The organism is Pedobacter nototheniae (assembly GCF_032678625.1).
GTDB classification, from domain to species: domain Bacteria; phylum Bacteroidota; class Bacteroidia; order Sphingobacteriales; family Sphingobacteriaceae; genus Pedobacter; species Pedobacter nototheniae_A.
Genome location: NZ_JAVTSO010000001.1, coordinates 364,016 through 386,968 on the forward strand (window position 1 = coordinate 364,016; position 22,953 = coordinate 386,968).

A 22,953-nucleotide genomic window follows, 5' to 3' on the forward strand; every position below is an offset into this window, starting at 1 on the left:
CGTTATTTTCTGTTGATATTATCTTTTAAAAACTGCTCCAGTGCTTTATACATAACCAAACGGCTTTGTTGTCGTTTTACAGGATCAGGCCCTTCCTCCTTCTCAATATGCGTAACCGGAACATTTCTTTTTTGCAGTTCTTTAATAAATTGAATCCCCTCTGCAATATTAATATGTGGATCTTTTGGGTTTTGAGCAATAAAAACAGGTGCATGAAAACGGTCGGCATGAAAAACCGGCGATGCAGAACGTACATATTCTGTATCGGTGATCGGGTTGCCAACAATTTCATAATACATCTGCAATTTGGATTTTAAAAATGGAGGGATCATTTTAAAGTAACTAAATAAGTTAATTACGCCCGAATTTGAACCACCACAACTGTATAAATCAGGATTTTTATATAAACAGTTTAAAGCAATGTAACCGCCAAAACCATTTCCATAAATAGCCACTTTTTTTGAATTTACAACTTTTTGCTCAATTAACCACCTCACTCCGGCATTCACATCCTGTTGTATCTTGTCGTTAAGCTCTTTAAAGCCGGCTGCATAAAATGCCTTTCCATAACCAATAGAACCTCGGTAATTTACCTGTAATACGGCATAACCACGATTGGCTAAAAACTGCACATCGGCATTATAACCCCAGCTGTTTCGCCATACGGGTCCATCATGCGGAAGCACAACTAAAGGCAAATTAGCAGCTTTTTTATTTTTAGGTAAGGTTAAGTAGCCGTTAATGGTTAAGCCATCAACACTTTTATAGCTGATTGGCTTCATATCACACATATCTTCTTCCTTTATAGACGAATTTACATCTGCTAATTTTCTAAGTTTATTCTGGCTTGCAAAGTATAAATAATACGATCCCGGATTTTTATCCGTAAAGGTTCTAACCACAAAAACATTATCCAGTTTATCTTTATCTTCAACCTGCCATTCGGTACCAGGCAGTAAAACATCAATTTTATTGTAATTTACCTTGGTTACAGAATCCAGGTAAAATTTTTCCTTTTTCCAGGTTTCGCAGGTAACAAAAATCATTTTCTTTTTTGTCCTCGAGTATTTTGCCTCTACTACGTTTAGGGTATCGTTTGCGAAAAGAATCTTTTTTTCTTTTCCCGTTTTAAGATCAAGTTCTACCAGCGCATTTTTATCCCGGTTAACATTGGATATCGCATAAAGTACATCCTGCTGATTTTCGGCAATAGCCACAGGGTTAAGCGTAGTTTTAAAGTTATTGGTAATTACGGATCTAAATGGCTGTCCTTCATTTTCACGGTACAGGAGTGTTTTATTAACCCCATCGCTTGAAATTGCCATTTTAAGAATCCCCTTATCGTCTGTAATCCAGTTGGTAATATTGCCTGGGTTTTTAGCGGCAATATCCATCTTACCATTCCTCACATTTAAACGGTATACATCAAAAACGGATGAATCTCTTTTATTTGATGAAACAATAATGTATTTATCATCAATAAGCTGATTTTCAAGAACATCAATTCGTGCTTTTTCGTTTGACCCCAATTGAATCTGCTTACTTCCGTCCTTATTTATTACAAACAGATCAGACCGTCTATCCTTAGAATCATCTTTTGTATAGTAGATCAGTTCGTTATTGCTGGTCCAGAAATAAAAGCCTAAGGTTTTTTCAGTAAGGTGTGTTAGTTGCAAACTTTTTCCAGTAGCTAAATCTTCGACAAAAAGATTGGTTTTTTTATCCTGCAACTTAACATACGATAAGCTTTTACCATCTGGAGAGATGTGGTAATAAGCTTTATCCTGTGTTTTAAAGAAATCGTTAATAGGTATAGTTTTATCTTTTTTGAAGCCTTTACAAGCACAAAACAAAGCAACCAAAACCATCATCAAAACTCTATTCACCATATAAATTTTCCCCCGGGAGCACAAAAATAAATATCATCAGTATTTAAACTATGATATACACTAACAATGTTACTAAAGTATTGGGATGTGGTTCAATTTAGGATTTAAAATAACTTTGCAAAGAAAACACAGGTAACATTCTTATTGTATCATTAAAATACTACAAAACCTAATGGGTTTCTTTCGTTTTTAGCTTTACTGCTTTTTAACTACATTTAAATCTTTTAATTTAGGAAATATGAAACGTTTACTTGTCATCGTGTTTTTCTTCCTGTACAACGGCGTAAATGCTCAGATATTTCGCTCTAATCAACAAATCAGCCCAGATGAAAGTACTTTAGCCATACAATATTACCAGGAAGGGGATTATGAAAAAGCAGCCGTTCTTTTAGAAAAGCTTTATTCCAGCCCAAATAATGAAGCTTACTTCGACCTGTATTTTAATTGCCTGCTTAAGCTCAAAAAATACGATGTGGCAGAAAAAATTGTCAAAAAACAAATAAAGCAGGCGCCACAAAATGATATTTACCTGATTGCTTTGGGCAAACTTGACCAGGAAAAGGGCGATTTAACTGCAGCCAGTAAAATTTTCACAGAAGCAATTAATAAGCTTCCAAAAGATGAATATAGGATAAGGGCATTGGCCAACAATTTCTATCGGTTTGAAAATTATGAATTTGCAATTCAAACTTTTAAACAGGGGAGAAAACTCCTCAACAATGACCAGCTTTTTACCTTCGAACTGCTTAATATTTACAGATTTAAGAAAGATAAACCCATGCTGATGCAAGAGTACCTGGATGCTTTAGCTACCATGCCACAGCTATTAGCTCAGGCCGAGGCCGTTTTACCTGCTATTTTTGAAGATAAAAGCGATTATCAGAACTTTCAAACTGGTATTTTGAAGAAAATCCAAAAGGAACCAGATGCTGAAATTTATGTACAGCTTCTAACCTGGAACTATATTCAGCAGCAGGAATACGATATGGCGCTGCGCCAGTTAATTGCTTTTGATAAGCGAACAAAAGCAGATGGCGGAACTTTATTTAATGCCATTTATACGTTTGCAGATAACAATGCTTACGATACAGCCATTAAAGCATATGAATATTTAATAACCAAGGGCAAGGAAAATACTTATTATCTACCTTCTAAAATTGAGTTATTAAATATGAAATATAACATCCAAACAGCAGGAAAGTATAATGCTATTGATTTGGACCTTTTGGCTAAAGATTACCAAACGTTACTTGATGAATACGGGAAGAATAAAAACACCCTATTCGCCATAAAAAAGTGGTCTAACTTGCAAGCTTATTACTTAAAGCATCCTGAAAAAGCAGAATCGGCACTGGAAGAGGCGCTAAAAATCCCAGGGATTAACAGTGTAGATATTGGTCAGCTTAAATTAGATTTAGGGGATGTTTATATTTTAACCAACCAACCCTGGGAAGCATTTTTAGTTTACGAACAGGTAAGCAAGCAATTTGAAGGACAGGCAATTGGTAATGAGGCCCGTTTCAGAAGTGCGAAACTTTCCTTTTATCAGGGCAATTTCGAATACAGCAATAGCCAATGTTTGGTTTTAAAAGCAGCTACATCACAACTCATTGCGAATGATGCATTAAACTTGAGTTTATTAATCACCGATAATATCCAAACGCCTGCAGATAGCAATGCATTAAAAATGTATGCAGATGCAGAAATGTTACTGTTTAGAAACCTGCCAACACAAGCCGTAAAGAAACTGGATAGCATTGCCCTTACCTATCCTCAAAACAGTTTGGCCGATGCCGTAATGATGAGTAAAGCTAAAATTTTGATTAAGGCTAATGATTATCAACCGGCTGCAGATTTACTAAAAAAGGTTACAGAAGATTTTAAAGATGGCATTTGGACCGATGATGCGCTTTTTACACTGGCTGATTTATATGAAAAAAAACTAAATGACCTGGTTCAGGCTAAAATTTATTTCCAAAAACTGATTACAGATTATCCAGGTAGCATGTTCAGTGCCGAAGCTCGAAAGCGGTTCAGGAACTTGAGAGGTGACGGGGTTTAGAAATTTTTCGAAACTTTCTTTCTAAAAAACCGATGGTGCCGTACAGGCAGGCACTATTTTTTAGATTTTACATCCCTGTAAAATCTTATCTTTGCGCTATGCTTTTATACAACGTAACTTTAATTTTAGAAGATGCCGCCGCAGAAGAGTGGTTGCAATGGGCTCAGAAAATTCATATTCCGCAGGTAATGGACACAGGCCTTTTCGTATCGCACCGATTACTAAAAGTATTGGATTCGCCAAATGAAGGCGTTACCTACTGCGTACAATACGTTGCCGAAAACCAGGAACAATACAACCAATATGTAGATGTGTATGCACCAGCTTTACAGGAAGATTTAAATACAAAATTTAAAAATAGATTTGTTGCCTATCGTACCTTAATGGAGTTTGTTTAAACTCCATTAAATTCTTAAGGATTTATTTTTTTATTATTTTTATGTCTGTCCGCATCGCGGATGCTTTTCTTTTCAAGGTTTTTTTCTAAAGCATCCGTTAAGTTAATGCCGGTTTGATTGGCTAAGCAAATCAACACAAACATTACATCAGCCATTTCATCGGCAAGGTTTACCTCCTCATCGCTTTTTTTAAAAGATTGCTCTCCATATTTCCTCGACATAATCCGGGCAACCTCCCCCACTTCTTCCATTAAAATAGCTGTATTGGTTAGCTCATTAAAATACCGGATTCCTGTTGTCTTAATCCAGTTGTCTACTGCTTGTTGTGCTTCGTTAATTGTCATTCTGTTCCTCTTTTATTTCAGATTGGATAATTTTATTAATATCGGTGTTGGCACCTTCAATTAAAAAAACACTTGCCCCATACTCCCTGGAAAACTTATTCTTTACCGATCCAATTTTAGTAATCTTTTCAAAATAAGGCTTTTCTCGTTTTCGTTCCGGGTCTTTATCATCAAATTCTCTTATAAGAATAATATCTTTAAGTGGCTTATCCAAGTTAAACCAATATAAATAGTCGGCATTATAGGATACAGCATTAATATTTTTAAATTTTGAATAATAATTAATGGCACCAGCCTGTCCGTAATTATCAGCACGCACCAGCACGGCCGATTTATCTTTTACCTTTTCATAAGCTATATCCGCAAGCGCTGCAATTTCTTTCCAGCCTTGCATGTCGGCATAATCCTGTGGTAGTTGATGATTTCGTCCATCTTCCCAGCGCAACATACCTACCCTTTCAAATCTTCTGTGGTGCGCAACAATTTGCTGAGGACTATAAACCGGCATAATAAGCGGCAACAGATAAATAAATGAGCCTATTGTAAAAGCGAAAAGCAATCCGGTTAAAATGTATTTCTTTGATAGAAACCGCGCCAAATAAACTGCACCAAAAGCAAGCAGTACAGGGTATAAACCTAATGCATAATAATCTTTAGCTTTAAAATAACTAAAAACTATCATCGTAAACAGGTAGGTAAGAATAATCCAGCGGTGTTTCCTGAAATCTTTGTAAAAAATTAAACTTCCGATTCCGGCCAGCAGAATAAAAATTGAACTTATGAAGAACAAGAATTGATTAATGAAAAAATCAATCCGATTTACATGAACCAGTTGTGTGGCCTGCAAAAGCTTCATATGAGTGAGTACAGGAAAATGATGATTAATTTGCCAGATAATATTAGGCAAAATGATCAACAAAGCCAATAAAATGGCTAAGTAAAGCTGTTTATTTGCAAATATTCTCCGCTTTGATGTAATTAATATGGCGGGTAATAAACCAATAATTAGAAAAAGAATATTGTATTTATTCAGAAAACCCAAGGCAACAAAAATTGCAAAAGCGTAAAGGTATTTAGCTTCTTTTTGATCAAAATACTTTAACAGGTAATAAAATACGGCCGTCCATGCCAAAACATCAAAAGAATTTGGCTGGTATAGTGTATTTAACCTTAACAGAGACGAACAGAGACAAGCAACTGCAACCAAACATTTAGCCAACAAATTACCTTTCAAAAACCCGACGATCTTCCAGCAAAAAAGAATGGTTAAAGCACCAATTACTGCCGGCACCAATCTGACTATAAAAAGGCCATTACCTAAAGTTTTAATAATCCAGGAAAAAAGCGACGTTAAAGGGGGAACTGAAGTAAAACCCGCAGCTAAATGATTTGCCTGATCCAGATGCAGAAATTCATCTCTTTGTAATTCATAAACTGAATTAACCAGCACAAATGATAAGATAAGTTTTAGAGATAGAAAAAACAGCAAATAAGCATACTCCGGTAGTCTGTTTAAATTTTTATGGGTCATATCAATAATAAAAGATTAGACTGATCTTCTAAATAGGACGATTATTTAATTAATTAGTTACATAAACAATTAAGTTTTTAATACTTAAACAAATAGGTTACCTTGTGTATTATGCCCACATTACAAAACTTTAATATATTTGTTTAAGCTAAAAATGGTGCATTAATCCTCTAAATCAACAATATGAATCCGCTCTTCAGTGAAAAACAACAAAAAGCCATTAATTCGATATGGATATTAGGTGTAATCATTGCCTTTCTTCAAATCAGCAATTACTTTGTAGATAGTTACGGCCCTGATAATTTATTTTATACCTATTTATGGCAATCGCAGAACTGGTTTTTCGAAAGCATGGTTTTTGCCTGGTATTTTTACAGCAATAAATTTATTACAAAAGGTGCCATTATTCAACTGTTGTTCCTTCCTTACTATGTTTTCAAGTCAGACTGGTCTGGCTTTCTGGATTACCATATGAATATTGATAATAGCAGTCTTATTTACAATGGGATCAATTTCGTCTCATTTTTCATTCCGCTCATTTTCTTTGCTGTTTTTTACTTTAAAAGTGAAACTAAACCTGCCGGGGTATCAAAAATAAAGTCAGTTATTGTACAGCTTGTTTCTGTATTGGTTTTCAGCTTTACCGTTTCTTCTGATCCCGATTCGTTGTATAAGTTTATCGGAGCTTTTGTTGGTTCTTCACTTTATGTTAAAGACATTATTGTGTCGCTTATTTTCATGTTAATTTCCGTTAAAATTGTTTCTATTTTAATTGGTTTTTTATATTTATCAAACCGGATTTACAGCATAAAACTGTTGGTAAATCCACTTGATATTCAACCTATTTCTGCGCGGTTTTTTAAGTGGGCATTTATAATTGCCTATCCGGTATTGTTGTTTATGCTTTTAGATATGGTGGGCACGGTATTTACCATATCTTTTTCATCTTCGCTAAAAACATCTGCCATTATTTACATCTTAAGTTATTTAATTGTATTGTTTATTTATGGAAGGTTCTTCGGCAATTTAATTCAATACAGAAATTATACTTTGAAGCGGTATTTGGGGGTTATAAATGCTTTTTCAGTACTTCCGGTTTTAAATTTAATCCCATTTTTCACCTTGATTTTCGCCAAAATTAATTCGGATTCGATTGGTGGTTACATCAACAAATTAAAATGCAACCGAAATATCCATTTGATTATTTATTGTGCGCTGCTTACTTTATACACCCTTTATAAATATTTTTCTAAACATGCAGAAATCCGGGATTTCTCGGTTTTTTATAGCCTGGGCGTTTACATTGTTTCCATTCTTTTGCTGGCAAGGTTTAAGTTAAGCACTAAAATAGTGCCCTTCCTTGCCGTTATTATCCTGTACTATGCAGATCTTAAAGACTTTTTTGATTTTACCCAAGGGTTTTTATCCTTTATAAAAGCAAAAGTATTTTCTTTTATTTGGCTGGGTACCCTGGCAATTTTTTTATTGTATTACCTGATCGATTACATCCTGCATAAATGTTTTTATACAGAATATTTTGAGCAACACAATGAGGAAGAATTTGAAGCTTATATTGAAAAATTTCAGTAAAGAGTTAACTTGATTTACGGAGTATAATTGAAATTTCGTTGCTTGGAAAACTGGTACCAGCATTGATGAGTTTGAAATCAAAATTATACTTTCCATCATGTGGCGCGGTAAACTTTTTATTTTCTATTTCAAAATCCCAGACGGTGTAATATTTTATACTATCGCCCGCTGAACTGCTGGAGGTATAAGATTCTTTTGTTTTTTTTGAATTGACAATATGTGTACCAGCCATTACATTCAAACTATCGTACATTAAAGATTGTCCCTGACTTTCTATATTAAACTTGATTTTAAAAACAGGCGTATCATCTTTAGCCGAAACTTTAGACCATATGGTTACTACGTCGCCTTTTTTTAAATTCACAGCATCGGCCGATGTAATTTCATTTATCTGTAACGGAACCTCCGTTACATCCGTTCCAATTGGATTGCAGGAAGCAAAACTTACTATAAATAAAGCGGCAATCAGATTCTTTCTTAACATAAAAATAGTTTTAAGCGGTTCTTTTTATTTCGTATCTAAACTATAATGTTTGCTAAAATAGCTGAACATTTTAACAAACAAATCTGCATCAGCATCGGTTAAATTGTCCATTGTTCTGATGAAAAAGCTTTTTCCTTTATATTCTACCGGACAAACAACCGTTACACCTGTACTATAAACTTCGCCGGCATAGTTTTTAGCTGAAAAATTAATGATATAGCAGCCTTCTTCCTGCCTTACTTTATACTGGCTGTTGCTTTTAGCTTCAAAAATTTCATCGCTGTAAGAGTCATTTAATTCACTCACCCGGTTGGTTTTAACTGCATCAATGAATTTATAAAAAGCCAGTTCCTTAACCGTTGTGGCGCGGTACAGTTGTACAAGCTCATAATTACCTGATGTTCTTGGGGCAACTTTTTCTCCTTCTTCTAAAAATATTTTAAGTTCTTTCTCGATCTTTTTAAACACGTTTTTTAACAGATCTATTTCTATTATGGAACCATTGTTAACATAATCTTCCCAGGAAGTAAATGTAACTTTCGCGTAATTTACCTTGCTCAGGTTTTTGGCATTTTTTAACAGGTGCAGAAAAAGATTTACTTTTTGTTTTTTAGGAAACTTTTTACTCCAGCTCATTTCTGCTTTATAAAAAATATAGCTTTTATGGGCTTCGTCGTATTCAAAATGAATGGTATAAAAACTATCGCTCACTTCAAAAACAATACTATTCTCATCCTCAAAATATACAAAATCCGATCGCTCGTACTGCTCTTTTATGTCTTTAATTGTCAGTATTTTAGAATTATTTTCGGGTATAATCAATACTTCCTCAGTATACAACTCTCCATGCCTAGTAAAAACATTTTCAAAAGCTACATTTAAATATCCGCCGGGTATTTTAGACAAATCTATTTTACCAATCTTTCCTGCCTCTTCTTCTGCAGTAGGTTCAATTTTAGATACGGTAAAGGTATTGCTTTCAGGGATGGTTAAATTATAGGTTTTATCTATCGAAACCGTTTTTAAAGGCAATTTTAAATCCATCACCTTTTTAACTTCAGCGTCAGAAGCGACTTCTATATCATCTATCCCCGCAACCCCTTTATCATCCTCACGAATAACTCTTTTACAACCGAAAACGGTTAAGCTGAGTAAGATTAAATAGCAGAAATTGCGCTTTCTAAAAGAAAATGTTGCCTTTTTAAAGCCGAGATTTGAAGTAGCGTTCATAAGCAGATATTGAGAATGTATAATCAAATATATAATTTAACCTGTCAATTATTCTTTATTCTTCGTATCAATTATAATAGTTACAGGTCCATCATTCAATAAATTGATTTTCATATCGGCCCCGAAAACACCTGTTTCTATTTTTTGCCCAAGTAAAACAGCTAATTTTTCGATCATTTTTTCATACAAAGGAATGGCTACCTCTGGCCTGGCAGCTCTTGTAAAGCCGGGGCGGTTCCCTTTTTTTGTTGCTGCAAACAGGGTAAACTGACTGATCAGCAAAATGTTTCCGCCAACATCCGCCAGGGCTTTGTTCATTAAGCCATTCTCATCACTAAAAACCCGCATGCCTGCAATTTTTTGTGCCAGCCAATCCAAATCTTCAGTGGTGTCGGCATCCTCAATACCCAATAAAACCAAAAATCCTTTTTCTATCTCTCCGGTTGTATTCCCTTCTACCACGCAACTTGCCTGTGTAACTCTTTGTAAAACTGCCCGCATTTTATACTACTTTTGGTGAATTAATTGATATGCGCAAGATAAGTATTTTAATAATTTCTATCCTTTTTCTGGTGGGTTGCAAGCCAAAACCTGCTGTACACACTACATTCTATTACTGGAAAACAGATTACCAGAACAAAAAAGCAGAAACCAATTACCTGGATTTATTTAAGTCTAAATCTCTTTATGTGCGTATTATGGATGTGGATTTTGATCCAGATCTGCAACAAGCCGTTCCGGTTTCGCCTATAAATTTTTCCGATCCCTTACCCACTCAGGTCAACATTATTCCGGTAGTTTATCTTGTAAACCAGGTTTTCAACAATCTCGATACTCAAAAGAATGGAGAACTGGCCAACCGGATTGCCAAATTTGTAGATGCCAAGGTTAAGCAGGCCGGAAAACAAAACTATAGCGAATTACAAATTGATTGCGACTGGACCAAAACTACGCGGGTTCAATATTTCAACTTTCTTGATCAACTGCAGAAAAACCCTTTACTAAAAGGAAAAACCATTTCGGTTACACTCCGTTTACACCAGGTTAAAAACTTAGCCTCAAGCGGAATCCCTCCTGTTAAAAAAGTAATGTTAATGTGCTACAACATGGGTAATCTGCGTAAGTACGGCAACCAAAATTCTATTTTAGATCTCCACGAAATGGATGTATACTTAAAGAATGACTTGGCTGGTTATCCGCTTAAATTGGATGTTGCTTTACCAATTTTTGAATGGGCCGTTGTATTTAGGAAACAGCAATATGCAGGTATATCCAAACGCATTAGCCGGCAAATACTGCAAGACAAAAAACTGTTTAAACGAAAAGGAGATTCTAATTTATACACGCTTTTATCAGATTACCCGGCGGCAGGATTAAAAACAGGCGATGAGATTAGATGGGAAGAAACTACTTTGGATAATTTGCTTGCTTCATCCAAATTTTTATCTCGATATTTGCCTGCAACGGAACGAAATCTCGTTTTTTACCATCTTGATATTGACCTTTTAAAACATTTTACCAATGAAAACTTTCAAAAAATTATCGCTGATTTTTAGTGTTTTTCTCCTCACATTTTTTGGAGAAATAGCCGTAAACCTGGCCTGTGGTGGCGAAATAGACCCTTACGATTATTACATTTCTTATTTCCACAATAATGTAAATGGCGATGAATATGTACCGTTTGCTTACAACCAAATGGTTTATTTAAATAGTGAGGAAGATGTGGAAAGCGAGCCGGAAATTAATAGCCGCGAATGGGCAAAATACCTCAATGTAAAGCAAAATGATGTATTTAAAGTAATGTATAATACAGACAGTGCAACGAGTGTAAAACTGGCAAAATATAGTGGCACCGTTAGCGAATTGCCGGATAGTTTGCAAAACAATACTTTTATACAGGCTTTAGGTAAAAATACTGCGGCTTTAAAGTATTATCTCTTTGCTAAAAGTTGCGAGCCTTTAGCCAATACCGCATTTAGTCTTTGGGACCCACAGCCACGAGATACCATAGCAATGAAGGAAAAAGGGGTTGAAGCTTTAAAATTAACAGGCGCTGAGAAAGACGACTTTTTAAAACTTCGTTATGCTTACCAAACAGCAAGAATGTTTCACTATTCAGGATCTTATGATGCCTGCAAATCGACTTATGAAAAATTAATTAAAACAGATAAAAGCAACAGTGCAGTTAAGGGTTGGGGCCTGGCCTTGTATGCCGGGGCCGTACGTAAAACCGGAAACCCCGAAGAAGCAGCTTTTCTGTTCTCGAAAGTTTTTGCCAGTAATCCCGAGCGCAGGGTTCAGGCTTATAAAAATTATTTCTACACCAGTTCGCCTGCTAACGGTGTTTTAAAATATGCAAAAACCAATAATGAAAAGGCTAATGTATGGGCAATAAGCAGCTTTGGAAATTCCGATCAGGGGCAGATTAGTTTAGAAAAAGTATATCAATATGAGCCTAAAAGTTTATTAAACGGCGCACTTTTAGTTCGTGAAGTAAATAAATTGGAGCAGCGTTTAATTGCCGATAATGACATTGCAAAAATATCTTACAGCTATTATTTTTATGATGAAGGAAGAGGCACAAAGTATAAAGACAGCATCAAGAATGAAAACCTTAAAGACCTTAACCAAATTAGAAACTTCGCGATAAAGCTTGCAGCAGAGAAAAAATATCCTCAGCCGGAACTCGGCACTTTAACGGCTGCTTATTTATCATGGATGGAAAACAAAGATTTTCTTGCAGCCAATTATTTAGCCATCCTTAACCCTGACAAACTACCTGAAAGGTTGCAAAACCAATACAGAATTATTGATCTTCTCATTAAATCGAAAAACATAAAAAAAGGAAACCCTTTTAATGAAAATGATTTGCTGGCCACCTTAAAATGGCTGGATGAAAAACGCTTTGAGGAGAATAAACAGCAGTCAAAAAACCAGCAATATTACGAATGGGATAATGAAAACAAACGGTTTACTTTAACCGCAAGAAATTTTTACCAGCAAATACTGGCACCAGCGTATATGAGCATGGGCGATACAGCCAAGGCTGCTTTAGCTATGGTTAAGGGCGATTTGAAGTATAAAACTTTAACTCAAAATTCTCTATTTAAAAACATGAGCTACCAAAGCACTTCCTTCTGGCAAAGGTATTTAAGCCCGGGCAGTATGCAGGGCATAGCGGCTTACAAAACCAAATCAAAAGGGAATGATTTAACAGGACTATTGGCGAGGGCATTAAACCAATTAAAAGATGATGATTTTTATGAGCTTTATGGAACAACCTATTTACGGAGCCACCAATACGACAAGGCGCTAAATATGTTTAATAAAGTATCAGCAGGTTATAAATATTTCAACCCCGAAAATTGGTATGCAGATGAAGCCGATTCAAAACTTTTTGCCAATCCTTTTATCGAAACGGTTAACGATTACCCTAAACAATATGTTGCCCTGAACGCTTCAGTAACTAAAAAAGGTTTTGCCAAAGAAATGCTTCGCTTACAAAAATTAACGGTAACCGATAAAGCAAATGCAGCACAATATTATTATAAAATGGCCAATGCGGTTTACCAAACGGGTTATTATGGAAATAGCTGGTTTTTGATCAGTTACGATTGGTCATCTTACGACAATTACAACAAACCAAAGTACGGTTACGATGTTGATTATAAGAAAGCACAAACCGCCAAAGCCTGGTATTTAAAAGCCAGGGCATTAAGTACAAATGCAAATTTTAAGGCTAAATGTACTTTTATGCTCGCTAAATGTGCTCAAAAACAAATTATAATGAATTCAAGTCCTATGTCCTTTGCTTACTACAATACAAACGATGTGAAATATAAGGATTTCATAAGGGCGAATTATAATAACCCATACTTTAAGGAATTAAAGCTAAAATATGCCAAAACTCCTTTTTACGAAAGGGCCGTTGGCGAATGCAGTTATTTAGGAGATTTTATAGCTGGAAAATAGATTATAATTTAAAAAGGTCATCAGAAAAATATCTGATGACCTTTTTAATGATTTGGAAATTAATTAGCCGGTGCATTTTTGGCTAAACTTTTTACTACCACCTAATTAGTGCACTTGCCCAGGTAAAACCTGAACCAAAAGCTGCAAGACAAACTAAATCGCCATCTTTTATTTTCCCAGCTTCCCAGGCTTCACACAAAGCAATTGGTACCGAAGCTGCCGTTGTATTGCCATATTTCTGAATATTATTAAAAACCTGATCATCTCTTAAACCCAGTAAATTTTGTACATACTGGCTAATGCGCAGGTTTGCCTGGTGTGGCACCAACATGTCAATATCTTTTTCGGTCAGGTTGTTTGCCGCCAAAGCTTCTTTAATTACTTCAGGAAATTTAACAACAGCTTTTTTAAATACCGCAGGTCCATCCATATAAGGTAAAGCTGCACCACTTTCCAGAATTTCATTTGTCATAAATAAACCACCCAGTTCCTGGTCAGGGTAAGCGGGTTTATCTTTTAGCCATTTATTGGCATGTGCTCCGGGGTAATACATCGCTAAAATTTCAGCTTCGGCCCCATCACTGTGTAAATGCGTACTTAAAATTCCTTTTCCAGGCTCATCCGTTGGCTGCAACACGACTGCACCTGCCCCATCACCAAAAATTACGGATACATTTCGGCTTCGGGTTTCGAAATCCATTGCAAAAGAATGTTTTTCACTTCCAACAACCAACACATTTTTATACATACCGGTTTTCACAAACTGATCGGCAACTGAAAGGGCATATACAAAGCCTGAGCATTGGTTACGGATATCTAAAGCGCCAATTTCGCCCATTCCCATTTCGCGTTGCAGTAAAACACCACAACCCGGAAAATAATAATCGGGGCTTAAAGTGGCAAATACAATAAAATCTACATCTTTGGCCGTAATCCCTGCGCGTTCCATTGCAATTTTTGATGCTTCAATCCCCATTGTAGTAGTGGTTTCTTCATAACGATCTGCAAATCTACGCTCTTTAATACCTGTTCTTTCCTGAATCCATTCATCGCTGGTTTCCATAAAACGGCTTAAATCGGTATTGGTATATACATTTTTGGGAACGTAGTATCCTACTCCCGCAATTTTAGATTGGTGCATGCTCTTTATTTAATTTGGTTAGCAAATGTATTAAATTAATGGAAACTGGCTAATAATTGATGGGAACAGCTATAATGTTTCTGTAAGATAAACATCTTCCATATAACAAATTACATCTTCTATAAAAGTATTACAACTTCCATAAAAATAGTTATTTTTGCAGCATGTCTACAGAAACCCAGGAAGAGACCTTCACACTCGAAGAAATTTTAACTTCTATCAAAACTGTACATCGTCTTATTTTGTGGAATGATGATGTAAATACCTTTGACCATGTAATTTACTGCATGATGAAGTATTTGGATTACAACGAATCGCAAGCTGAAAAAATTGCCTGGAAAGTACACAACGATGGCAAATGCCCAGTTTTAGAAGGTTCTTTTACAGAAATGGAAGTATACCGCAAAATTCTTCAGCAGGAAGGCTTAACTGTTTCAGTAGATTAGAACAAGAGCCTAAGTCAGGCTTTTCAACAACCCGTTTAATTCTGCCTGGGTGCTTTGTGTTTTATCCTTTGCATACCAGCCATGAAGTTTTTCAGCCAAAATTGGCATTTCGGTGCTCTCTTTTCTCCATTCTTTTAAAAGCTCCTGCAAAATTTGTGGCCTTGGACCCCAGGTTCCTAAAACTTTGTCTGCCGATTCATTTAATACAATTAAAACCGGAATAGCTCTTCCGCCGTTGGTTAAATGTGCATCAATTAACGGGAGGTTTTTATCGCGCAAAACAAATTTCAGATCAATTTTACCTAATAAAGCCGTTGAGATTTTATTGAATACTGGAACAATCTGAGCAGCATCACCACACCAACCCTCAGTAATCACTAAAAATTTATAGTTCGGCTTTAAATTATCTATGGTTGCGGTTAATTCTTCAGTTAAGCTAACAGTCTTATCAACCCTGCTCATGCGCTGCACATTCATTTTAGTATAGTGCAAATCGTAGGTTACGTCACCAGTAGCCTTTCCCTCTAACAGAAGTTGATCGACCAATGCGCGATAGGTTTGATAATCCATTCCTTGCTTACTGAAAATTTCGCTGTAATTAACCATGATTTTTAAAAATTATGTGGCAAAGGAAAGGAGAAAATCAATGAAAATAATCATCGCTTTGCAATTTGATGTAACAATGTGTACCGGAAAAATCAGATCTTTAACGCCTATTTAATGTTGCTTACCTCATAAATAACTTTTGACTTATGATTATATATCCGTACTGTAGGTTTAATTTCTTTGCCAGAGATATTTAATACTTCAATATCAACTTTAGGATCTACAGCTATTGAAATCTTATTATTAGCTATTATCTGATCTTTATGATTTGCTCGTTTGAGTATTAAAGTATCTTTTGAAGTATTTCGAATATCCATATCAAATGCAGATTTATCCTCCAGAGATATCGATAATTTTGTACCTGGAGCCAAAGCTTTCATGATGTACAACGATTTGGAATCCTTGGGTAAAACGGAACAACCTATTAGTACCGATAATAAAAAGATAACGCAAAAGCCAGCGAATTGATTTTTCATATTATTCTTTAATTTATATCATGGTAGACGAAAAATTAAGGCTTAAGGTTGCATCAACTTACTCACGTGCTGTGTTAATGCCACAAAATCGGCCACGGTTAATTGCTCTGCACGTTTTTCAAAATAAATATGATTATCCATTTTATCTTTTGGCATTACGGCAGATAGTGCATTACGCAATGTCTTTCTTCGCTGATTGAAACCTGCCTTTACCACACGCCAAAACAATTTCTCATCACAGTCTAATTGCTCCACATCATTTCGCGTTAAACGGATTATAGCAGAGTTAACTTTTGGTGGTGGATTGAACGTTCCGGGTTTCACCGTAAACAAGTATTCAATTTTATAATAAGCTTGTAGAAAAACGCTTAAAATGCCATATTCTTTATTTCCCGATGGTGCAGCACAACGCTGTGCAACTTCTTTCTGAAACATACCAACCATTTCTACAACCTTATTCCGGTTGTCTAAAATCTTAAATAAAATTTGTGATGAAATATTATAGGGGAAATTTCCAATGATGGCAAAGTTACCAGGAAAAATATCGTCAAAATTTAGCTTTAAAAAATCACCATTAATCAGCCGGTCACCAAGCTGGGGATATTTTTCGTTTAAGAAATGGAATGATTCCGTGTCAATATCAATCAGGTAAGTTTGGAAATCTTCACGTTTAAGCAAAAAATCGGACAAAATACCCATCCCAGGGCCAACTTCTAAAACCTGTTTGTACTTATCAGTGCTAATCAGACTTTCTACAATTCGATTGGCAATGCCTTTATCGGTTAAAAAGTGCTGACCTAAATGTTTTTTTGCTTTTACTAAACTCATACCTCAAAATTTTGTCGGGTTTTATGCCAAAAAAAGACATAAACATCCGCCGCTAAGATGCAAAGATAGGCTTATTTATTCCTTAGCGAATAGCTTAGTATTCTTTGCGGTTTCATTTTTTTTAAAGTCTTTAATCGAAAATCAGTAATTTGCGCTAAAATTACCATTTATTATGAGCGATAAACTTAAAATTGGAATCAGTATAGGCGATGTAAACGGCATTGGTTTAGAGGTAATTATTAAAACCCTATCAAATCCTGCCATTTTAAATTATTGTACACCAATTGTTTATGGCCATACTAAAGTTTCTTCTTTCCACAGAAAAGCGAACAACCTTGGCGATTTCAGCTTTAATGTGATTAATCAGGCCAGCCAGGCACAGCAGAAAAAAGCAAACATGATCAATTGCTGGGAGGAAGATGTAAAAATTGAATTGGGGCAGGTAACTGAAACCGGAGGGAAGTATGCGCTCCTTTCGCTCGAAAGAGCAACAGCAGATTTAGTAAACGGTGATATTGATGCACTGGTTACCGCACCGATTAATAAGCACAACATTCAATCAGAAACTTTTGCCTTTCCGGGGCATACTGAATATTTACAGGAGAAAAGCGGGAGTAAAGACGTACTGATGTTTTTAATCAGCGAAGATTTACGTGTGGGCGTGGTAACAGGACACATTCCCGTTGCAGCCGTTCCGGCAGCCATTACTAAAGATAAAATTGTTAGCAAGCTAAAACTGATTAACGAAAGCTTAAAAAAGGATTTTTGGATCGAAAAGCCCAAAATTGCCGTTTTAGGTTTAAATCCTCATGCCAGTGATAATGGTTTACTGGGCACCGAAGAAGCAGAAATTATTACGCCAGCCATTCAGGAAGCGTACGATAAGGGCTTGATGTGTTTTGGCCCATATCCTGCCGATGGTTTCTTTGGCAACGGAAGTTATAAACAGTTTGATGCTGTTTTAGCCATGTATCATGATCAGGGATTAATCCCTTTTAAAACCCTGGCCTTTCATAATGGAGTTAATTATACTGCAGGCTTAAACTTTGTGCGTACCTCTCCTGACCATGGAACAGGTTATGATATTGCCGGAAAAGGACTGGCCGATTCAACATCTTTCACAGAAGCTTTATTTTCTGCCATCCATATTGTTAAAAACAGAAGAGAGCAGGAAGAAATGTTGAGAAATCAATTACGTGGTGGCGGCAAAGTAGTTGAAACACAATTTGACATTAAAGACGATGCTTCATAATTGAATCTAAAAGGCTACATTAATTATTACAGATTTGCTGTATATTAAGCAAAATTATAATTATGCCTGTTACGATCCATTCTTTTATACACCTGCTTTTTATCGGGATTATTACCCTTTTTCCGGTTGTTAACCCCATTGGAAGCGCCTTTATAGTGAGCCCTTATTTTGCGCATCTAAATAATGAAGACAAAAAAAGAGCGGTTAAAAGAATTACATTATACGCTTTCTGTATTTGCACGGTTTCCTTGTTTGGCGGTCATTATATTTTAGAACTCTTCGGAATTTCCATTCCGGTTATTCAACTGGCTGGTGGAATTATGATTTGCAAAATGGGTTGGGAATTTCTTTCATCAGATGATAATGCTAAAACGGATTCAGACCCAACTGATGCTTTACCTAAATCGGAATATCATAATATTGAAAATAAACTATTTTACCCCATTACTTTCCCCGTTACCACTGGCGCAGGCACGCTTTCGGTGTTGTTTACCTTAAGTGCACACAGCGCTACAAAGAATTTTACAGAATACCTGATTAATACCGGAGCCATTATTCTTGCTGTAATTGTAATGTGTATTTTGATTTATATTTTTTACCTGAATACCAAAAGAATTATAAATTACCTGGGCAGCAGCGGCGAAAAAATAATAAACAGAATTACAGCGTTTTTAATCTTCTGCGTTGGTTTACAAATAGCGATATCCGGCATTGAGGCATTAATTAAAGCACAATAACAGAAAACACTTCCCTTTTCAATTTTGTTTATATTTGGGTTCAAGAAATGTTATCATGCCCAAAAAAATATCTCCAATTATACAGCCAGAAGATTTGCTCCTTTTAAACCAGGAGGATTACATACTTATTGATGCCAGTGCGGGTTCAAAAGCCAGGTACGATGAGCGCCATTTACAGGGTGCATATTTTGCCGATGTAAATCAGGATTTAGCAAACATTAATGACTTTGCTGTTGGTGGCAGACATCCTTTGCCCTCCTTTAAGCAATTCGGAATCGTACTTGGAAAATTCGGAATTACAAAAAACACCCACGTTATTGTTTACGATGATAAAAATGGTGGCAATGCTGCTGCCCGGCTCTGGTGGATGTTAAAATCAATCGGGCACGAAAAAGTACAGGTTATTAATGGTGGTTTTCAAGCTGCAGTTAATGCCGGCTTTATGTTAAGTGCCAAAGCCGAAAGCCCGAAACCGGCTGAAGTTTATTCTATCTCTGCCTGGCACCTTCCTCTATCGGATATTAATGAAGTTGAAGCAGTTTCAAAAACCCATGATCATATTGTAATTGATGTTCGTGATGCCGATCGTTTCGCTGGCCTTACAGAACCGATCGACTTAATTGCGGGTCATATTCCCGGCGCCGTTAATATTCCCTTTACAGAGAACCTGGATGCCACTGGCGCCTTCCTTGCACCTGCTATACTAAAAAATAAATACAGTAAAGCTTTGCACGGCATTAAACCAGAAAACATCATTGTGCACTGCGGATCGGGAATAACCGCCTGCCATACACTTTTAGCCATGGATTATGCCGGAATAGAAATCCCTAAGCTTTATGTTGGCTCTTGGAGCGAATGGTCGAGGAATAACAAAGAGATGGTTTTAGCATAAAACCTATCATCAAAAAGCTTTTTTCAAAAATGCAAAGTGATTATTTTAATTTTAAAAAGACGCTGATAAAGCATTTTTAGAACGAAATACGTCAGTGAGAATGCGTTAAGCGAAAAATCATTTTTGAAAAACATTTTTTATCTAACAAAATAATCCCTACATTTGCAGGCTAAAATTTTACAGTACTTTGAACCCGCTAAAACAATTTTCAGTACCGTTTACCGGATTAAAATTGGGATCTCATCAGTTTGAATATGAGCTTGATGACTCTTTTTTTAATGCCTTTGAGTACTCTTTAATTAAAAACGGAAAATTAACCGTTAACCTGGAACTTGAGAAACAAGAAACCATGTTGCTGTTAAAATTTAAAGTAATTGGAACGGTTAATTTAGATTGCGATAAATGTTTATCTGAATTTTCACTTCCTGTTAATTTGTACGAGAGACAAATTGTAAAGTTTGCAGAAGATGAACTGGAAAGTGATGATGATGAAATCATCTCATTAAACAGAAAAGAAACTGCAATTGATATATCGGCACCATTATACGAAATGATAAACGTAGGGGTTCCATACATCAAAAACTGCGAACAAGGTGGTAAAGAATGTGATCAGGAAATGATTGATCGCTTAGAACAACTTTCTATCGATAAGCAGAACGAAGAAAATGAACAATCAAGCGACCCACGTTGGGAAGCACTTAATAAGTTAAAAAAATAATTAGATTATACACCAATGGCACATCCAAAACGGAAAATCTCGAAACAGAGAAAAAATAAAAGAAGAACGCACTATAAAGCTGTGACTCCTTCTTTAGCAACATGCTCGGCAACAGGTGCTATCCACGTACCTCACCGTGCTTACAACGTTGATGGTAACCTATACTATAACGGTAAATTGGTTATCGAAAATACTCAAATCGGGTAATTTTCTTAAAAAATTGTTTGTGTTTTCAGCGGCTTTAGTTATACCTTAGTCTTCTGAAAAATTTATAGGGCTAATCCTATTATTTAACACAAACATTTTTTTTCTATGAAAATAGGCCTCGACATAATGGGCGGAGACTATGCTCCCAAAGCAATTGTTTTGGGAGCAATAGCAGCTCATCAATCGCTAAATGCCAATGAACATCTTGTTCTTATTGGCGATACCGAACAGATTAAACCCATTCTTGCAGAAGAAGGTTTTAATCCGGATCATTTTGAATACGTTCATACTGATGAGGTTATTGGTATGGGCGAACATCCCACAAAAGCAATTGTTCAGAAACCAAAATCGAGCATAGCAGTTGGTTTTAATCTTTTAAAAGAAGGTAAAATTGATTCTTTTGCAAGTGCAGGTAACTCTGGGGCAATGCTGGTTGGCGCAGTTTTTAGCGTTAAAACCGTTCCGGGCATTATCCGCCCATGCTTATGTACCATTCTTCCAAAAATTAAAGGCGGCACAGGTTTATTACTTGATGTGGGCGCCAATGCCGATTGCAAACCTGATATTTTGTTACAATTTGGCGTACTGGGCAGTTTATATGCAGAAAACCTGTTACAAATAAACAACCCCAAAGTTGCGTTAATGAATATAGGCGAAGAAGATGAAAAAGGAAACATGCTTAGCATGGCTACTTTTCCTTTAATGAAGGATACAAATCTATTTAACTTTGTAGGTAATGTAGAAGGGCGTGATTTGTTTAACGACAAGGCTGATGTTATAGTTTGTGATGGTTTTACCGGAAATGTAATGCTTAAACTGGCTGAGTCATTTTATGTATTAACCATAAAAAAGGGATTGAAAGATGAGTTTTTCGATCGTTTCAATTACGAACAATACGGCGGAAGTCCGGTTTTAGGTGTTAATGCACCTGTGGTTATCGGGCATGGAATTTCCAGTCCGACGGCAGTAAAAAACATGGTGTTACAATCAAGAGAAATGATTACGACAGGTTTAGTAGATAAAATTAGAAACGCATTTAAATAATTATCAAATTTATTTTAAAATGAGTAAAATTCACGCTGCTATAACAGCAGTTAATGGTTATGTGCCCGACTATGTATTAACGAATGCAGAGTTAGAAACCATGGTTGATACTTCAGATGAATGGATTACCAGCCGAACCGGGATTAAGGAGCGCAGAATATTAAAAGGCGAAGGTTTGGGTACTTCTGATATGGCGGTTCATGCTGTAAATGGTTTACTTAAAAAGCGGGGCATTTCAGCTGAAGAAATTGAATTAATTATTTTTTGTACCACCACTCCCGATTTTACTTTCCCGGCAACGGCAAATGTTTTAGCAGATAAAATTGGCGCTAAAAATGCATGGGGTTATGATTTACAGGCAGCTTGTTCTGGTTTTATATTCGGCCTTTCAACAGGCGCATCGTTTATAGAATCTGGCAAACATAAAAAAGTACTGGTTGTGGGTGGCGATAAAATGTCGTCGATTATTAATTATGAAGACCGTACAACCTGCATTATTTTTGGTGATGGTTGCGGCTGTGCCCTTTTAGAACCAAACGAAGAAGGCTTCGGAATCCAGGATTCTATTTTACGTACCGATGGCTCAGGAAGAGATTTCTTAGGCATGAAAGCTGGAGGTTCAGTTAAACCTGCAACATACGAAACGATTGATGCGCGCGAACATTATGCACACCAGGAAGGTCCAACTGTATTCAAATTTGCCGTAACCAATATGGCTGATGTTGCTGCCGAAATTATGGACAGGAATCATTTGACAGCCAATGATATTGCATGGTTAGTACCACACCAGGCAAACAAACGCATTATTGATGCTACAGCAAACCGCATGGGTGTGGGTACCGATAAAGTAATGATAAACATTGAACGTTACGGCAATACAACCAACGGAACCATTCCATTATGTTTATGGGAATGGGAAAGCCAATTAAAAAAAGGAGATAACATTGTACTGGCAGCCTTCGGTGGAGGTTTTACATGGGGTTCAATTTATCTTAAATGGGCATACGATAGCAACTAAACTTTAAGCCAAAGTCCAAAAGTCTTTAGGCCATAACTATATTAATTTAAAACAAAAAAAGTATAACTTAGTTAATTCATTTATACAC

The 22,953-nt window shown here is 36.1% G+C and carries 23 protein-coding genes; 13 read left to right on the forward strand and 10 right to left on the reverse strand.

All coding sequences use genetic code 11. The features are described 5' to 3' along the window. Positions 1 to 2: 2 nt before the first annotated feature. Positions 3 to 1,889 (reverse strand): S9 family peptidase, encoded by a 1,887-nt coding sequence (locus tag R2Q77_RS01650; RefSeq protein WP_316801972.1) that lies wholly within the window; start codon positions 1,887 to 1,889, stop codon positions 3 to 5. Between the two features lie 238 nt (positions 1,890 to 2,127). On the opposite strand from R2Q77_RS01650, the gene R2Q77_RS01655 reads away from it, so the two are divergent. Together R2Q77_RS01655 and R2Q77_RS01660 are read left to right on the forward strand one after the other, a co-directional pair. Further along, positions 2,128 to 3,951 (forward strand): tetratricopeptide repeat protein, encoded by a 1,824-nt coding sequence (locus R2Q77_RS01655; RefSeq protein WP_316801973.1) that lies wholly within the window; start codon positions 2,128 to 2,130, stop codon positions 3,949 to 3,951. A 98-nt stretch (positions 3,952 to 4,049) separates the two neighbouring features. Then, positions 4,050 to 4,349 carry a DUF4286 family protein gene (locus R2Q77_RS01660; protein ID WP_316801974.1) on the forward strand — a complete coding sequence of 100 codons (300 nt, stop codon included), beginning with the start codon at positions 4,050 to 4,052 and terminating at the stop codon, positions 4,347 to 4,349. 14 nt (positions 4,350 to 4,363) lie between these two features. On the opposite strand, the gene R2Q77_RS01665 is transcribed toward R2Q77_RS01660, so the two are convergent. Next, a complete protein-coding gene (locus R2Q77_RS01665) occupies positions 4,364 to 4,693 on the reverse strand; it encodes a nucleotide pyrophosphohydrolase (RefSeq protein ID WP_316801975.1) in 330 nt (109 codons plus the stop codon). Beyond that, positions 4,683 to 6,224 carry an ArnT family glycosyltransferase gene (locus R2Q77_RS01670; RefSeq protein ID WP_316801976.1) on the reverse strand — a complete coding sequence of 514 codons (1,542 nt, stop codon included), beginning with the start codon at positions 6,222 to 6,224 and terminating at the stop codon, positions 4,683 to 4,685. Before R2Q77_RS01670 ends, R2Q77_RS01665 begins: the two co-directional genes overlap by 11 nt. 183 nt (positions 6,225 to 6,407) lie before the next feature. On the opposite strand from R2Q77_RS01670, the gene R2Q77_RS01675 reads away from it, so the two are divergent. Next, positions 6,408 to 7,814, forward strand: a complete 1,407-nt coding sequence (locus R2Q77_RS01675) for a hypothetical protein (RefSeq protein WP_316801977.1) — start codon at positions 6,408 to 6,410, stop codon at positions 7,812 to 7,814. Positions 7,815 to 7,818: 4 nt separating this feature from the next. Here R2Q77_RS01675 and R2Q77_RS01680 read toward each other — a convergent pair whose 3' ends face one another. From R2Q77_RS01680 to dtd, 3 genes are read right to left on the reverse strand one after another with little or no spacing between them, the layout of a single operon-like run. Further along, the gene (locus R2Q77_RS01680) at positions 7,819 to 8,298 is read right to left on the reverse strand and encodes a hypothetical protein (RefSeq protein WP_316801978.1); all 480 of its coding nucleotides are present in this window, start codon (positions 8,296 to 8,298) and stop codon (positions 7,819 to 7,821) included. Positions 8,299 to 8,322: 24 nt separating this feature from the next. Beyond that, positions 8,323 to 9,528: a hypothetical protein gene (locus R2Q77_RS01685; RefSeq protein ID WP_316801979.1), complete on the reverse strand. Its 1,206-nt coding sequence runs from the start codon at positions 9,526 to 9,528 to the stop codon at positions 8,323 to 8,325. A 48-nt stretch (positions 9,529 to 9,576) separates the two neighbouring features. Beyond that, positions 9,577 to 10,029, reverse strand: coding sequence for a D-aminoacyl-tRNA deacylase (gene dtd / locus R2Q77_RS01690; RefSeq protein ID WP_316801980.1), 453 nt, complete (start codon positions 10,027 to 10,029; stop codon positions 9,577 to 9,579). Between the two features lie 29 nt (positions 10,030 to 10,058). Here dtd and R2Q77_RS01695 point away from each other — a divergent pair, with 29 nt between their 5' ends. After that, complete coding sequence (locus R2Q77_RS01695; RefSeq protein WP_316801981.1) at positions 10,059 to 11,084, forward strand: hypothetical protein; 1,026 nt, start codon at positions 10,059 to 10,061, stop codon at positions 11,082 to 11,084. Next, the gene (locus R2Q77_RS01700) at positions 11,050 to 13,500 is read left to right on the forward strand and encodes a hypothetical protein (RefSeq protein ID WP_316801982.1); all 2,451 of its coding nucleotides are present in this window, start codon (positions 11,050 to 11,052) and stop codon (positions 13,498 to 13,500) included. The genes R2Q77_RS01695 and R2Q77_RS01700 overlap by 35 nt, the downstream gene beginning before the upstream one ends. A gap of 94 nt (positions 13,501 to 13,594) precedes the next feature. Here the strand turns inward: R2Q77_RS01700 and R2Q77_RS01705 are convergent, their stop codons facing one another. Continuing rightward, positions 13,595 to 14,641 (reverse strand): beta-ketoacyl-ACP synthase III, encoded by a 1,047-nt coding sequence (locus R2Q77_RS01705; protein WP_316801983.1) that lies wholly within the window; start codon positions 14,639 to 14,641, stop codon positions 13,595 to 13,597. 164 nt (positions 14,642 to 14,805) lie between these two features. On the opposite strand from R2Q77_RS01705, the gene R2Q77_RS01710 reads away from it, so the two are divergent. Then, on the forward strand, positions 14,806 to 15,087 hold the full coding sequence (locus tag R2Q77_RS01710) for an ATP-dependent Clp protease adaptor ClpS (protein WP_131536473.1): 282 nt from the start codon (positions 14,806 to 14,808) through the stop codon (positions 15,085 to 15,087). Positions 15,088 to 15,096: 9 nt separating this feature from the next. Here R2Q77_RS01710 and R2Q77_RS01715 read toward each other — a convergent pair whose 3' ends face one another. From R2Q77_RS01715 to rsmA, 3 genes are all read right to left on the reverse strand, one after another. Beyond that, positions 15,097 to 15,693, reverse strand: a complete 597-nt coding sequence (locus tag R2Q77_RS01715) for a thioredoxin family protein (RefSeq protein WP_316801984.1) — start codon at positions 15,691 to 15,693, stop codon at positions 15,097 to 15,099. A gap of 107 nt (positions 15,694 to 15,800) precedes the next feature. Beyond that, the gene (locus tag R2Q77_RS01720; RefSeq protein ID WP_316801985.1) at positions 15,801 to 16,169 is read right to left on the reverse strand and encodes a hypothetical protein; all 369 of its coding nucleotides are present in this window, start codon (positions 16,167 to 16,169) and stop codon (positions 15,801 to 15,803) included. A gap of 42 nt (positions 16,170 to 16,211) precedes the next feature. Further along, positions 16,212 to 16,997, reverse strand: coding sequence for a 16S rRNA (adenine(1518)-N(6)/adenine(1519)-N(6))-dimethyltransferase RsmA (gene rsmA, locus R2Q77_RS01725; protein ID WP_316801986.1), 786 nt, complete (start codon positions 16,995 to 16,997; stop codon positions 16,212 to 16,214). Between the two features lie 172 nt (positions 16,998 to 17,169). On the opposite strand from rsmA, the gene pdxA reads away from it, so the two are divergent. From pdxA to R2Q77_RS01760, 7 genes are all read left to right on the forward strand, one after another. Further along, complete coding sequence (pdxA, locus tag R2Q77_RS01730) at positions 17,170 to 18,249, forward strand: 4-hydroxythreonine-4-phosphate dehydrogenase PdxA (RefSeq protein ID WP_316801987.1); 1,080 nt, start codon at positions 17,170 to 17,172, stop codon at positions 18,247 to 18,249. Between the two features lie 62 nt (positions 18,250 to 18,311). Then, positions 18,312 to 18,986, forward strand: coding sequence for a MarC family protein (locus R2Q77_RS01735; protein ID WP_316801988.1), 675 nt, complete (start codon positions 18,312 to 18,314; stop codon positions 18,984 to 18,986). Between the two features lie 55 nt (positions 18,987 to 19,041). Next, positions 19,042 to 19,878 (forward strand): sulfurtransferase, encoded by an 837-nt coding sequence (locus R2Q77_RS01740; RefSeq protein WP_316801989.1) that lies wholly within the window; start codon positions 19,042 to 19,044, stop codon positions 19,876 to 19,878. Between the two features lie 187 nt (positions 19,879 to 20,065). Beyond that, a complete protein-coding gene (locus tag R2Q77_RS01745; RefSeq protein ID WP_316801990.1) occupies positions 20,066 to 20,596 on the forward strand; it encodes a DUF177 domain-containing protein in 531 nt (176 codons plus the stop codon). A 15-nt stretch (positions 20,597 to 20,611) separates the two neighbouring features. Continuing rightward, the gene (gene rpmF / locus R2Q77_RS01750) at positions 20,612 to 20,803 is read left to right on the forward strand and encodes a 50S ribosomal protein L32 (protein ID WP_025143959.1); all 192 of its coding nucleotides are present in this window, start codon (positions 20,612 to 20,614) and stop codon (positions 20,801 to 20,803) included. Positions 20,804 to 20,908: 105 nt separating this feature from the next. Beyond that, positions 20,909 to 21,847 carry a phosphate acyltransferase PlsX gene (gene plsX / locus R2Q77_RS01755; protein ID WP_316801991.1) on the forward strand — a complete coding sequence of 313 codons (939 nt, stop codon included), beginning with the start codon at positions 20,909 to 20,911 and terminating at the stop codon, positions 21,845 to 21,847. Positions 21,848 to 21,866: 19 nt separating this feature from the next. Further along, positions 21,867 to 22,865, forward strand: coding sequence for a beta-ketoacyl-ACP synthase III (locus R2Q77_RS01760; RefSeq protein WP_316801992.1), 999 nt, complete (start codon positions 21,867 to 21,869; stop codon positions 22,863 to 22,865). Positions 22,866 to 22,953 lie beyond the last annotated feature (88 nt).